Source organism: Fusobacterium perfoetens ATCC 29250, from assembly GCF_000622245.1.
Classification (GTDB): domain Bacteria; phylum Fusobacteriota; class Fusobacteriia; order Fusobacteriales; family Fusobacteriaceae; genus Fusobacterium_B; species Fusobacterium_B perfoetens.
Window position 1 is genome coordinate 242,966 of record NZ_JHXW01000003.1, and the last position, 14,207, is coordinate 257,172.

Sequence of the window (14,207 nt, forward strand, 5' to 3'; positions counted from 1 at the left end):
AGACATAAACAAAAATTAAGGAGGAATGGAAATGTCTTACAATTATAAAGATTTAGGGCTTTCAAACACAAGAGAAATGTTTAGAAAAGCTAATGAAGGTCAATATGCAGTACCAGCTTTCAACTTCAATAACATGGAACAAATGATGGCAATTATTGAAGCTTGTGCTGAAATGGGTTCACCTGTAATATTACAATGTTCAAAAGGAGCTATGGAATATATGGGAACATATATGGTTCCAATGTTAGCAAAAGCTGCTGTTGATTATGTAAGATTATCTGGTTCAGATATCCCTGTAGCTTTACACTTAGACCATGGTCCAAACTTTGAAACTGCTAAAAAATGTATCGACTCTGGATTCTCTTCAGTTATGATAGATGGTTCTCACTTACCATTTGATGAAAACGTAGCTGAAGCTAAAAAAGTTGTTGACTATGCTCATCAATTTGATGTAACAGTAGAAGCAGAATTAGGAGTACTTGCTGGAATAGAAGATGATGTTCATGCTGAAGAACACATTTATACAAATCCTGATGAAGTTGAAGCATTCGTAAAAGGTTCAGGAGTTGATTCATTAGCAATCGCTATCGGAACTTCTCATGGAGCTCACAAATTCAAACCAGGAGATGACCCTAAATTAAGACTTGACATATTAGCTGAAATCGAAAGAAGAATCCCTGGATTCCCAATCGTATTACATGGTTCTTCTGCAGTTCCAGGACAATATGTTGAAATGATAAAAGAGTATGGAGGAACTATAAAAGATGCTATAGGAATTCCAGATTCTGAATTAAGAAAAGCAACTCAATCAGCAGTAGCTAAAATAAACGTTGATACAGACGGAAGATTAGCTTTCACAGCTGGATTAAGAAAAGCTTTATTCACTAAACCAGGAGAATTTGACTTAAGAAAATACTTAGGACCAGCTAAAGCTGAAATGAAAGCTTACTACAAAACTAAAATAGTTGATGTATTTGGTTCTGAAGGAAAATACAAAAAAGCTACTATAGAAGTTAAATAGTTTATAGTTTTTAAAATTAAAGCAAGAGATTTATTTCTCTTGCTTTTTTGTATTTATAAAATTTTAATGTTTTTTTAATTTTTGTGTAGTAAAATATAATAGGAGAATTATATTTAGGAGGGAAAAATGAGAGTACTAGTAGTAGAAGATGAAAAAGATTTAAATAGAATAATATATAAAAAATTAAAAGTTGAAGGATATAGTGTAGATTGTTGTTATAATGGAGAAGAAGCTTTAGATTATATAAATAGTACTAATTATGATATTATTATTATGGATATAATGATGCCAAAGAAAAATGGTTATGAAGTTTTAAAGAATATGAGAGAAAATAAAAATAATACTCCAGTACTTTTTTTAACTGCTAAAGATACAATAGAAGATAGAGTTATAGGTTTAGATTTAGGAGCTGATGATTATCTTATAAAACCTTTTCATTTTGATGAACTTATGGCAAGAATAAGAGTACTTATAAGAAGAAAACATGGAAATATAAACAATGAATTAAAAGTGGCTGATTTAGTATTAAATGTAAATACTCATATAGTAAAAAGAGGAGATAAAGAAATAGAATTATCTTCAAAAGAATTTTCAATATTAGAATATATGATGCAAAATGTAGGAATTGTCTTAAGCAGGGAAAAATTAGAAGAACATATTTGGAATTACGATTATCAAGGAGCCTCAAATATGATAGATGTTTATATTAGATATTTGAGAGTAAAAATAGATAAAGATTTTGAAACAAAACTTATATATACTGTAAGAGGTGTAGGTTATGTATTAAAGGACAAGGAGTTATAAATGAAAAAAATAAATTTAAGTATAAAAACTAAAATAACTTTATGGTACACCTTTTTTATGGTAGCAATAGTAAGCATAATATTAGGAACTTTAGTAGAGTTTACAGATATGACTTTATTGAGTAATCAAAAAAATCAACTTATGGAAGTTGTAGAAGATATAGTAGAGGATATAGAAGATAAAGATGAAGTTGAATTTTTTGATGATGGAGTATTTGTAATAATCTATAATAAAGAGGGAAAATATATAAATGGAAGTATACCACATGATTTTCCTATAAATATTCCTCTAAAAAATGGGACTGTAGAAAAATTAGATAATAAGTTTTACTATTATGATAGAGAAGTAGTATTATCAAAAGATGAAGTTTATTGGGTAAGAGGAGTAATTTCAGATGTAGCAATAAATGATTTAACTCAAAAAATTTTAACAGGAGCTTTTATTCTTTTACCATTTTTAGTCATAGTATCTACATATATTGGGTATTTTATTACAAAGAAAGCTTTTTATCCTGTTAAGAGAATTCAAGAAACAGCTCAAAATATTACAGAAAATAATGAGTTATCTTTGAGAATAGGTTTATCTGATGGAAAAGATGAAATATCAAAACTTGCCAAAACAATAGATGAAATGTTAGAAAAATTAGAAAAAAGTTTTTTAAAAGAAAAACAGTTTACTTCTGATGCTTCTCATGAATTAAGAACACCTATATCTGTAATATTAGCTGAAAGTGAATATATATTAGAACATGGAGAAAGTTTAGAAGAAGCAAAAGAATCTATGGAAGTTATTAATAGACAAATAAAAAAAATGTCTGCATTAATTAATCAATTACTACTTTTTACAAGAATGGATAGAGAAAATATAAAATTAAACTACGAAAAAATTGATATTTTAAAAATAGTTGAAGAATTAAAAATAGATAATGAGTTAGAAGCTAAAGAAAAAAATATATCTTTAGAAATTGAAAATAGTTTAAAAAATAATTTTCAAAAAGTAGATAAAATTTTATTTATAAGAGCAACTCAAAATATAATTCAAAATGGAATAAATTATGGAAAAGAAAATGGATATCTAAAAATAAAATTATTTGAAAATCAAGAATATTTTGCAGTAGAATTTAAAGATAATGGAATAGGAATAAAAAAAGAAAATATAGAAAAAATATGGAATAGATTTTATCAGGAAGATGAATCAAGAAATAGTAGAGGAAGTATGGGACTTGGACTTCCAATGGTAAAGTGGATAGTAGAAAAACATAGAGGTTATGTTGAGGTAGAAAGTATAAAAGATATTGGAAGTATATTTAGATTATTTTTTAAAAAAATTTAAAAAAATAAAAAATTTTAATCTTTCTTTAATAATTCTATATTATAATTATGTCATACAAAGAAAAGATAAAGAAAAATAAAAAATGGAGGTAATAAATATGAAAAAAATATTATTAGGATTATTTTTAAGTTTAACAATGGTTAGTTTTGCTAATGACATGTATGATTATGTAGAGGATAAATTAGAGTTAAAGTACCAACAATTAGTTGATAATAAAAATAATAAACTTGATATTGAAGGAATTGATGTTGGAACTTTTGGAAATAAATTATATGTAAAAATAGAAATGGAAACATTCTCTGGTGATGGAGGATGGGAAAAATTTGATAAAGTTTCTTATGAAAAAATTGCTAAAAATATAGCTGATGAAGTTAGACAAATGTTAGATACAAATAGTGAAGTAGAAGTAAGTTTAATTCTTGAAAAAGAAATGGGAGATAAAGATATATTATTAGCTTCTAAAATTTACTAAAATAAATAATTTAAGAGGATATTATAGAGGTAATATCCTCTATTTTATTTTAAACTTCCTTTTTGATTTTTATTGAGAGATATTTTTTAGTATGTTATAATATTAGTAATGGAAAAAGTTTAAGGAGGAAGTTATGACTAGACAGGAGTTAGAATTTAGAGAGGGGAATATAATCAAACTTCTTATAAAATTTTCAGTACCAGCTACATTTGCTAGTCTTATTACTATTATTTATAATGTAACAGATAGATATTATATAGGACAAGCTGTAGGGAGAAATGGAATAGGAGCTATAGCAACTATATTTCCTTTAATAATGTTATTAAATGCTTGTGGAACTTTATTTGCTATAGGTGGTGGAGCTTTATCAGGAATTTATTTAGGAAAACAAGAAATAGGCAATGCTAGAAAAATTTTAGGAGTGTCCTTTTTCTGTCTCTTAGTGATAGGATTATTTTTTACAAGTTTTGGAACTATTTTTATGAAACAAATAATTTTATTTTTAGGAGCAACAGAAAATACTATTGAATATGCTATGGATTACTGTAAATATTTTTTTCCATCAATGACTTTCCAAATTCTTATTTTAGCTTTTAGTGCTTTTTTAAGAACAGATGGTCGTCCTATACTTTCAATGATGACAAATTTTATTTCAGCTATTTCTAATATGGGATTAGATTATTTATGGGTAGTAAAATTATCTTATGGAATGAAAGGGGCAGCTCTAGCTACAACAATTTCTAATGTAATTCCAGGAATATTTTTAATAACATATTTTTTAAGAGGAAAACTTTTAAAATTGGAGTTTAAACATGTAAGAGGAGATATAAAAACTATTAGAGAAATTTTATCTGTTGGGATATCTGGATTTTTTAATCAATCTTTAAATGGAGTTTATGCCTATGCTTTAAATACTAGACTTATAAAATATGGAGGAGATTTAGCCATTGCTGGTATGGGAATAATGACCATAGTTAGAAACTTTTTAAATACAAGTTATTTAGGTTTAAATCAAGGAAGACAACCAATACTTTCATATAATTGGGGAGCAAAAAATTATAGAAGAGTTTTAAAAACTTTTGCTTATTCTATAGGAATATCTATTTTTTTAGCTATATTTTTAGTTTTTCTAATAAAATACCATGCTAGAGAAATAGCTGGATTTTTTGTAAAAAATGACCCTGAACTTATAGAATACACAGCTAAAGCTATTCCTATTCATTTGGGGATGATGATGAGTACAGCTATTTATCTTTCTTGTGCAAATTATTTCCAAGCTGTTGGAAAAGGAATGGTTACAACAAAACTTATAACTTTAAGACTTTTGATTCTTACAATACCATTAACTTATATATTACCACTTAAATGGGGAGTGATGGGAGTTCTTAGAAGTTTTCCAATTTCTGATACTATTGCTGCCATAACTGCTGCTATAGTTGTAAGTAAAGAGATAAAACATGTAAGAAAATTAATGAAAGAACAAGAAAAAATAGAAATGGCATATTAATAAAATTTTGGGAGGGAAGATGAAACTAGTTGTATCTGACTTAGATGGAACACTTTTTTATAAACTAAATGAAGTTGGAGATTATACAATAGAAATATTACAAAAATTAATTGATAAAAATATAGAGTTTGCTGTAGCTTCAGGAAGAGGAAAACAGGGAGTAGATTTTTTAGTAGATAAATTACAAAGAGATGTATATTTAATTTGTAATAATGGAGCAACGATTTTTGATAAATCTGGAAAATGTATATATGAACAGGTTATTCCAAAGGAATTATCAATTAAAATATTAAAAACAATAAGAGAAAATGGACTATTTTTTAGTTCGTTTTATAATGAAAATTTTTATCATCATAAAGATGACCCAGAAGATTATACAAATAGAAGAAAAACTTTTAAAAGAAATGTTTTAGAAAAAATAGAAGATACTCCAGCTCTTAATAAAATAATTATAACAGAAGATGAAAAAACAATCCTTTCTATTAATAAAGTATTAAGAGAAAAATATGATAATGAAGTTGAAATAACTATATCAGACCCTAAATGTATAGATATAGTTCCAAAAAATTGTAGTAAAGGGAATGGAATAAAAATAATAGCAGATATTTTAAATATTCCTATTGAAGAAACTATGGCTTTTGGAGATGGAGAAAATGATTTGGATATGCTTAGAAAAGTTGGATATCCTGTTGTAATGGAAAATGCACAAGAAATATTAAAAAAAGAGATAAAAAATGTGGCGTTACCTAATAGTGAAGAGGGAGTTGCAAAATATTTAGAGAAATATTTTAATTTATAGGAATTTTTATAGAATTAAGGAGAAAAACATGGGAAAAACTTTTGTAATAGCAGATACACACTTTGGAGATGCTTCTATAATAAGAGCAATAGGAAGACCTTTTGATTCAATAGAGGAAATGGATAATTTTATGATAGAAAAATGGAATAGTGTAGTATCAAAAGATGATGATATTATAGTAGTAGGAGATTTTTTAGCTTTACCTAAAGAAAATAAAAAAGAGTATGTATTTGATATATTATCAAAACTTAATTTTAAAAATTTAGAACTTGTAATGGGAAATCATGATACAGAAGAATTAATAAAGATAATGAAAAGTTTTTCAGAAAATATTGATATATACAAATATCCAATAGTAAAAGATGAATTTTGGATAATTAGTCATCACCCAATGTTTGTAAATGAGAGAACAGTTTGGGTAAATGTATTTGGTCATGTACATAATAATCCAACTTATAGAGATGTAAGTACTAGAAGTATTTGTGTAAGTACAGAAAGATTAGATTATACTCCAATAGAGTGGCAAAAAGTAAAAGAATTAGTAGTTACTGAATCAAGAAAAGATTTAGAAAAGTTTAAAAAAAATAAATAAAATTTCAATGGAAAAAATTGTAAAATTAAAATTACAATTTTTTTCATAAAAAATGTGTTAAAATAGAAAGAAAAACTAAAAAAGGAGGGCAAAAGTGCTAGGGTCAAAAGGAAATAATATCCTTAGAAACTTGTGCAACAATCAAGGAAAAGGAACTATAAAAAAACTTTCTACTGAATTAGAAATTTCTGAAAGAAGTATAAGATACGAGCTTGAAAAAATAGATGATTATCTAAAGAGTATAAAGATGAAACCTTTAAAAAGAGAGTTTGGTGGAAATATATATTTTGAAGAATACAAAATTTTTCTTGAAAATGAAATAATAGTAGAAGAAAGTAATTTAGATACAGCTGAAAGAAGAGAATATTTATCTTTTATTTGCGTATTTGATGAAAAAATAAATCTAACAAAAGCTAGTGAAATATTAGATGTAAGTAGAACTACAATTAGAAATGATATAAGAGATATTAAAGAGGAATTATCAAAAAATAATTTAAAATTAAAAATTTCTCAACAAGAGGGTTTAATTTTATCTGGTGAAGAGATTGATATAAGAAAGCAACAATTAAAATTTTTATGTAAATATTCTAATTTTATTTTTTATTCTAATCCAGAATTTAAAAATAAAAAAGAAACGATAGTAGAAGAATACATAAAATATATAGATATAAATATTATAAAAAATTTCATTAATTACATTCAAAAAATTCTTGATAAAATAATTTCAGATGAGGCTTATAATATTATAGCTATTTATTTAATTATAGCTATAATAAGAATAAAGCAGGGAAAAGTATTAAATAAAATTCCTAATAAACAATTTTTAAAAGAAACTGATGAATATGATACTATTTTAAAAGCAAAAAGTATTTTAGAATCTTCTTATGATATTATTTTAGAAGAAAATGAAATTTTACAAATAACAGATTATTTTTTAGGAAGTCACACATATAATTTTAATAAATCTTATTATAGAAATTGGATTGAAATTGATATTTTAGTAAAAAAATTTATAGATAGTTTCAATCAAAAAATAGATGTGGATATATCTAAAGATAAATTATTGTTAGAAGGAATATTAAATCATATAAAACCTACAATATATAGACTAAAAAATAAAATTAAATTAGAAAACTCAATATATTTAGAAGTTTTAAATAGTTATCCAACTATATTTTATAATACTAAAAGTGCTGTAAAAGAGATAGAAGAATATACAAATTTAGAATTTTCAAATGATGAAATAGCTTTTTTAGCTATCTATTTTAAGTCAGCCATTGATAGAAATAGATATAAAAGTAAAAATTTGAAGAAAGTTTTAGTTGTTTGTGGTTATGGATATGGAACTTCGAGCTTACTTGTACAACAACTTAAAGAGATATATACAATAAAAATTGTAGATACAATTCCAAGGCATCTTTTAGAAAAAACTATAGCCAAAGAGGAAGTAGATTTAATAATAAGTACAGTGGAAATAGAAAATGATATAAATATCCCTGTTGTAAAAGTAAAATCTATATTAACACAAGAAGATATAAATAATATAGATAAATACTCACTATCAAAACAAAGAAAAAGATATATGCTTTCTGAATTGATGAATATAATAGAAGAAAATTGTGAAATCAAAAATAGAGAGGAATTAATAAAAGGTTTAAATATATATTTTGAACAAAGACTTATAAATGATACAGAAACTAATGAGTATAAAATTTCTGATTTTTTAAAAGAAAAAAATATTTTATTAAATCAAGAAGCAGAAAATTGGGAAGAAGCTGTAAAATTATCAGGACAAATTTTAGTAGATAATGGAATTACTACAAAAGAATATATAAATTCTATGGTAGAAAATGTAAAGAAATTTGGTTCATATATAGTAATTGGAGAAAATATAGCTATTCCTCATGCTCAAAAAGATGAAAGTGTATTAAAAACAGGGATGGGGTTAGTAGTATTAAAAAAACCTGTAATTTTTCCAGGAGAGAGAAAAGTACAAATATTATTGTCTTTTTCTTCTAAAGATGATAAAGAACATTTAAATGCTTTGACAGATTTAATTGAGTTAATTTCAAATTACAATTTTATAGAAAATATGTTAAAAGTAAAAACGATAAAACAAGCATTAAAATATATAAATTTTCAAAAATAATATTTTTAAAAGTGGTAATTTAAAAAAGTTATCACTTTTTTTTATATAAAAAATATAGTTGTCAAAAAATGTAAAGTTTATTTTGAACAAAAAAGATAGTTGTCAAACAAAAAAAACTAAGGTAGAATTATAATATAAAAATAAATTGGAGGAGGAAATTAAATGGGAATAAAGAAAATATTAGATGGAAATATCCAAGTTATAGAAAATATTGATTCTTGGGAAAAAGCTATAGAAATTGGAGCACAACCTCTAATAGAAAAAGGAAAAATAAAATATGGATATGTAGAAGGAATAATCCAAAATATAAAAACATTAGGACCATATGTAATCTTAATACCTGGTGTGGCTATGCCCCACGCTAGACCTGATGAAAATGTTTTAGAAAGTTCTTTAGCATTTTTAAAAATAAATGAAGGAGTAAAATTTACAGAGGATACAGATAAGGTTTATTTAATGTTTATCTTAGCAGCAAAAAATAGTGATTCTCATATAGAAATCATAGAAAAATTAACTGATGTTCTTGGTGATGATGAAAAAATAGAAAAACTTATAGAATCAAAAACATTAGAAGAAATAATAAATTGCTTATAAAAAATAATTATAAATAAAAACAAGATAAAATCTTTAAGGAGGAATTAATTATGAAAATAACAGCAGTATGTGGAACAGGATTAGGAAGTAGCTTTATGCTAGAAATGAATGTTAAAAAAGTTTTAAAGGAATTAGGAATTACAGCTGAGGTAACTCATACAGACTTAGCTTCAGTTATAGAAGGAGATTCAGATTTCTTTATTATGTCAAGAGATATAGCTGGAAGTGCTAATGTTTCTAACAAAATAGTTTTAGCTAATATTATAAATGTAGCTGAAATTAAAGAGGCTATAACAAAAGCATTCCAAGAAAAAGGAATATTATAGTTTAAGAAATTAAAAACTATATAATATTAAGGAGGAAAAGGTTATGTTAAAATTATTAGTTGATATTTTAAGTGTGCCTGCTATACTAGTAGGATTAATTTCATTAGTAGGATTACTATGTCAAAAGAAAAACTTTTCTGATACAGTAAAGGGAACAATTAAAACAATTTTAGGATTTATAGTTCTTACAGGAGGAGCTGGAATCCTTGTAGGAGGACTTACTCCATTTGGTCAAATGTTTGAAGTTGGATTTAAAGTTCAAGGAATTGTTCCTAACAATGAAGCAATAGTTGCTTTAGCAATGCAAAAATTTGGAACAGCAACAGCTTTAATTATGACTTTTGGAATGTTAGCAAATATAGTAATAGCTAGAATTACAAAATTAAAATATATTTTCTTAACAGGACACCATACATTCTATATGGCTTGTATGATAGCTGTTATCCTAGCTGTAGCAGGATTTGAAGGAGCAATGTTAGTATTTGTTGGGTCTGTAGTATTAGGATTTGCTATGGCTTTCTTCCCAGCTCTAGCTCAACCAACAATGAGAAAAATAACTGGTTCAGATGATGTAGCTTTTGGACATTTTGGAACTGTTGGATATGTTTTATCAGCTAAAATTGGTCAATTAGTAGGAAAAGGTTCAAAATCTACAGAAGAAATGAATCTTCCTAAAAACTTAACATTCTTAAGAGATAGCTCAATTTCAATTTCTTTAACAATGTTAATATTATATTTAATTACAGCTTTTGCTGCTGGTAGAGAATATGTAGAAACTACTTTAAGTAATGGACAAAACTTTATAATCTACTCTGTACTTCAAGCTATAACATTCGCTGCTGGAGTATTCGTAGTATTACAAGGTGTAAGATTAATTCTTGCTGAAATAGTTCCAGCATTTACAGGAATTTCTCAAAAAATAGTTCCTAATGCTAAACCAGCTATTGACTGTCCAGTTGTATTCCCTTATGCACCTAATGCTGTATTAATTGGATTCTTATGTAGCTTCTTAGGAGGAATCGTAGGATTATTCATTTTAGGAGCTTTAAATTGGGTATTAATCATACCAGGAGTTATACCTCACTTCTTCTGTGGAGCCACAGCTGGAGTATTCGGAAACGCTACTGGAGGAAAAAGAGGAGCTGTTATAGGTTCATTTATTCATGGAGTATTTATAACATTTGTTCCTGTTGTTTTACTTCCAATATTAGGAGAATTAGGATTTGCTAATACAACATTCTCTGATGCTGACTTTGGAGTTGTTGGAGCACTTTTAGGAGTATTAGCTGGAAACTTTAATAAATATGTAATACTTGTAGTATTTGCTGTATTTATTGCTTTAGCATTTGTTTTCCCAAGAGATAAAAAAGAAGAAAATTAATAAATTAATAAGATTTTGATTAAAGGCTATTGAAAAATAGCCTTTAATAATTAAGGAGGGCTTACTAAAAATATGGAAAGATATGTAGAAATGAAAAAATTTAGTAACAGAATAAGAATAGAAACTTTAAAAATGTTATTACATAGAGGATTTGGACATTTAGGTGGAGCTATGTCAATAGTAGAAACTTTGTCTGTTCTTTATACAAATATGAAAATAGACCCAAAAAATCCTAAAATGGAAGATAGAGATTTCTTAGTATTATCAAAAGGACATGCTGGACCAGCTCTATATTCAACATTAGCATTAAAAGGATATTTTGATTTAGAAGTATTAAATACATTAAATAATAACGGAACTATATTACCAAGCCATCCAGATAGAAATCTTACTCCTGGAATAGATATGACAACAGGTTCTTTAGGACAAGGAATTTCTGTAGCCACTGGAATAGCTATTGGATTAAAAAGAAAAAATAGTGAAAGAAAAGTTTATTGTATAGTTGGAGATGGAGAATTAAATGAAGGACAATGTTGGGAAGCTATACAATTTGCTGCTCACAATAAATTAGATAACTTTACAGTATTTATAGATGAAAATAAAAAACAATTAGATGGAACAACAGAAGAAATTTGTAATCCATTTGATTATGTTAAAAAAATGGAAAGCTTTGGATTCCATACTGTAAGAGTAAATGGGGCAGATGTAGAGGCTATAGATAAAGCTGTAAATGAAAAAGTTGAAGGAGCTCCAAAATGTATTGTACTTGATACAATAAAAGGTCAAGGAGTTAAATACTTTGAAGAATTAAAAGCAAATCATCATATTAGATTTAATGATGAAATGAAAGAAATTTTAAAAGTAGAAATTGAAAAATTAGAGGCTGCTGAATAGGAGGAAATTAAAAAATGGCAAAATATGAATTAGAGAACGTAGAATTAAGAAAAGCATATAGTACAACATTAGTTGAAATGATAAATGAAGATAAAAGGGTATTTGTTCTTGAATCAGATTTAGCAGAAGCAATTTCAACAAATTCAATAGCAAAATCTAATAAAGAAAACTATATAAACTGTGGAATAATGGAAGCTAATATGGTTGGAGTGGCTAGTGGACTTTCTTTAGTAGGAGATATTCCTTTCATTCATACATTTAGTCCATTTGCTACAAGAAGAATGTTTGACCAAATTTTCTTATCTGGAGCTTATGCAAAAACAAATATAAAAATATTAGGTTCTGACCCTGGAATATATACACAACACAATGGTGGAACTCATACATCTTTTGAAGATATTGCTTTAATGAGAACAATACCAACAGCAACAGTTATATCTATTACAGATTCTACTATGATGAAAAATATCTTAAGACAAATAAAAGATATTTATGGAATTCATTATTTAAGTGCTGTAAGAAAAGGTTCATACAAAATATATAATGATGACGAAACTTTTGAAATTGGAAAAGGGAAAGTTTTAAGAGAAGGAAAAGATGTTACAATAGTAGCTTGTGGAATAATGGTAGTAGAAGCTTTAAAAGCTGCTGACATGTTATTAGAAGAGGGAATTGAAGCTACTGTAATTGATATGTTTACAATAAAACCAATAGATAAAGATTTAATTGTAAAATATTCTAAATTAACAAAAGGATTTGTTACAGCTGAAAACCACAATATTATAGGTGGATTAGGAAGTGCTGTAGCTGAAGTATTAGTAGAAAATAATCCTGTTCCAATGAGAAGAGTAGGTGTAGAAGATAGATTTGGACAAGTTGGAACTTTAGATTATTTAAGAGAAGAATATAAACTAACAGCTGAGGAAATTGTAAAAAAAGCAAAAGAATTATTATAAAATATAGAGGTGTGTATAATGAAAATATTTATAGATACAGCAAATATTGATGAAATAAGAGAAGCTGAAAGTTATGGAATTTTAGCTGGAGTTACTACAAATCCATCACTTGTGGCAAAAGAAAATGGAGATTTCAAAAAAATAATTACAGAAATTACTAATATAGTAGATGGACCAATTAGTGCTGAAGTATTATCTTTAGAAGCTGATAAAATGGTAGAAGAGGGAATTGAATTAGCAAAAATTCATAAAAATGTAGTAATAAAATTACCTACAACTTTTGAAGGATTAAAAGCTTGTAAAAGATTTAAAGAATTAGGAATAAAAACAAATTTAACTTTAATCTTTACATTAAATCAAGCTTTACTAGCAGCTAGAGCTGGAGCTTCATTTGTAAGTCCATTTATCGGAAGATTAGAAGATACAGGAGTAAGTGGAGTAGAACTTATTAAAAAAATAAGAGAAACTTTTGATAAACATGGAATTACTACAGAAATTATAGGAGCTAGTATAAGAAATCCTTATCATGTAGAAGAAATTGCTCAAGCTGGAGCTCATATAGGAACTCTACCTTTCAAAGTAATTCAATCTATGATAAAACACCCTTTAACAGATGCTGGAATTGAAAAATTCTTAAAAGATTGGGAAGCTACAAAAAAATAAAAAATTAAATGAGGTAAAAAATGGATAAAAAAGAAATTTTAGAAATAGTAGACCACACACTTTTAACCCAAACAGCTACTTGGGAAGAAATAAAACAAATATTAGATGACGGAATAAAATATGGAACTGCCTCAGCTTGTATTCCAGCTTCTTATGTAAAAGAAGCAAAAGAATATGTAGGAGATAAATTACCTATTTGTACAGTAATTGGATTCCCAAATGGATATTCAACAACAGCTGTAAAAGTATTTGAAACAAAAGATGCCATAGAAAATGGAGCTTCTGAAATTGATATGGTTATCAATATCGGAGATGTAAAAAATAAAAGATATGAAAATATTTTAAATGAAATTAAAGCTATTCATGAAGCTTGTAACGGAAAAATATTAAAAGTTATTATTGAAACTTGTCTTTTAACAGAAGAAGAAAAAATAAAAATGTGTGAAATAGTAACTGAAGCTAAAGCTGAATATATAAAAACATCTACAGGATTTTCTACAAAAGGAGCAACATTTGAAGATGTAGCTCTTATGAAAAAATATGTGGGAAAAGATGTAAAAATAAAAGCTGCTGGTGGAATTTCATCACTTGATGACGCAGCTAAATTTATGGAACTTGGAGCTAATAGATTAGGAACAAGTAGAATTGTTAAAATAATAAAAGGTGAAGAGTCAAAAAATATGTATTAATAAGTAATAAAAAAGGTGGCTTTTATTA

15 protein-coding genes are annotated in these 14,207 nt (G+C 26.4%); all 15 read left to right on the forward strand.

Annotated elements, in window-relative coordinates; all coding sequences use genetic code 11:
• Positions 1-31: 31 nt before the first annotated feature.
• The 15 genes from T364_RS0101180 (at position 32) to deoC (ending at position 14,179) form a co-directional block, all read left to right on the forward strand.
• Positions 32-1,021, forward strand: a complete 990-nt coding sequence (locus tag T364_RS0101180; protein WP_027127934.1) for a class II fructose-bisphosphate aldolase — start codon at positions 32-34, stop codon at positions 1,019-1,021.
• 126 nt (positions 1,022-1,147) lie between these two features.
• Positions 1,148-1,825 (forward strand): response regulator transcription factor, encoded by a 678-nt coding sequence (locus T364_RS0101185; protein ID WP_027127935.1) that lies wholly within the window; start codon positions 1,148-1,150, stop codon positions 1,823-1,825.
• On the forward strand, positions 1,826-3,157 hold the full coding sequence (locus T364_RS0101190) for a sensor histidine kinase (RefSeq protein WP_027127936.1): 1,332 nt from the start codon (positions 1,826-1,828) through the stop codon (positions 3,155-3,157).
• Positions 3,158-3,254: 97 nt separating this feature from the next.
• The gene (locus T364_RS0101200) at positions 3,255-3,629 is read left to right on the forward strand and encodes a hypothetical protein (RefSeq protein WP_027127937.1); all 375 of its coding nucleotides are present in this window, start codon (positions 3,255-3,257) and stop codon (positions 3,627-3,629) included.
• 133 nt (positions 3,630-3,762) lie between these two features.
• Complete coding sequence (locus T364_RS0101205) at positions 3,763-5,136, forward strand: MATE family efflux transporter (protein ID WP_027127938.1); 1,374 nt, start codon at positions 3,763-3,765, stop codon at positions 5,134-5,136.
• Positions 5,137-5,155: 19 nt separating this feature from the next.
• Complete coding sequence (locus T364_RS0101210; protein ID WP_027127939.1) at positions 5,156-5,935, forward strand: Cof-type HAD-IIB family hydrolase; 780 nt, start codon at positions 5,156-5,158, stop codon at positions 5,933-5,935.
• Positions 5,936-5,963: 28 nt separating this feature from the next.
• Positions 5,964-6,527 carry a metallophosphoesterase gene (locus T364_RS0101215; RefSeq protein WP_027127940.1) on the forward strand — a complete coding sequence of 188 codons (564 nt, stop codon included), beginning with the start codon at positions 5,964-5,966 and terminating at the stop codon, positions 6,525-6,527.
• Positions 6,528-6,621: 94 nt separating this feature from the next.
• Entirely contained in the window at positions 6,622-8,676 is a 2,055-nt protein-coding gene (locus tag T364_RS0101220; RefSeq protein WP_027127941.1) for a BglG family transcription antiterminator, read from the forward strand.
• Positions 8,677-8,838: 162 nt separating this feature from the next.
• Positions 8,839-9,270, forward strand: coding sequence for a PTS sugar transporter subunit IIA (locus T364_RS0101225; protein ID WP_027127942.1), 432 nt, complete (start codon positions 8,839-8,841; stop codon positions 9,268-9,270).
• Between the two features lie 50 nt (positions 9,271-9,320).
• Positions 9,321-9,596: a PTS sugar transporter subunit IIB gene (locus T364_RS0101230; RefSeq protein WP_027127943.1), complete on the forward strand. Its 276-nt coding sequence runs from the start codon at positions 9,321-9,323 to the stop codon at positions 9,594-9,596.
• Positions 9,597-9,639: 43 nt separating this feature from the next.
• Positions 9,640-10,977, forward strand: coding sequence for a PTS ascorbate transporter subunit IIC (locus tag T364_RS0101235; protein WP_027127944.1), 1,338 nt, complete (start codon positions 9,640-9,642; stop codon positions 10,975-10,977).
• Positions 10,978-11,049: 72 nt separating this feature from the next.
• Positions 11,050-11,871 carry a transketolase gene (locus T364_RS0101240; RefSeq protein WP_027127945.1) on the forward strand — a complete coding sequence of 274 codons (822 nt, stop codon included), beginning with the start codon at positions 11,050-11,052 and terminating at the stop codon, positions 11,869-11,871.
• Positions 11,872-11,885: 14 nt separating this feature from the next.
• Entirely contained in the window at positions 11,886-12,827 is a 942-nt protein-coding gene (locus tag T364_RS0101245; RefSeq protein WP_027127946.1) for a transketolase family protein, read from the forward strand.
• Between the two features lie 18 nt (positions 12,828-12,845).
• Complete coding sequence (gene fsa / locus T364_RS0101250; RefSeq protein WP_027127947.1) at positions 12,846-13,490, forward strand: fructose-6-phosphate aldolase; 645 nt, start codon at positions 12,846-12,848, stop codon at positions 13,488-13,490.
• Between the two features lie 20 nt (positions 13,491-13,510).
• On the forward strand, positions 13,511-14,179 hold the full coding sequence (gene deoC, locus T364_RS0101255; protein WP_027127948.1) for a deoxyribose-phosphate aldolase: 669 nt from the start codon (positions 13,511-13,513) through the stop codon (positions 14,177-14,179).
• Positions 14,180-14,207 lie beyond the last annotated feature (28 nt).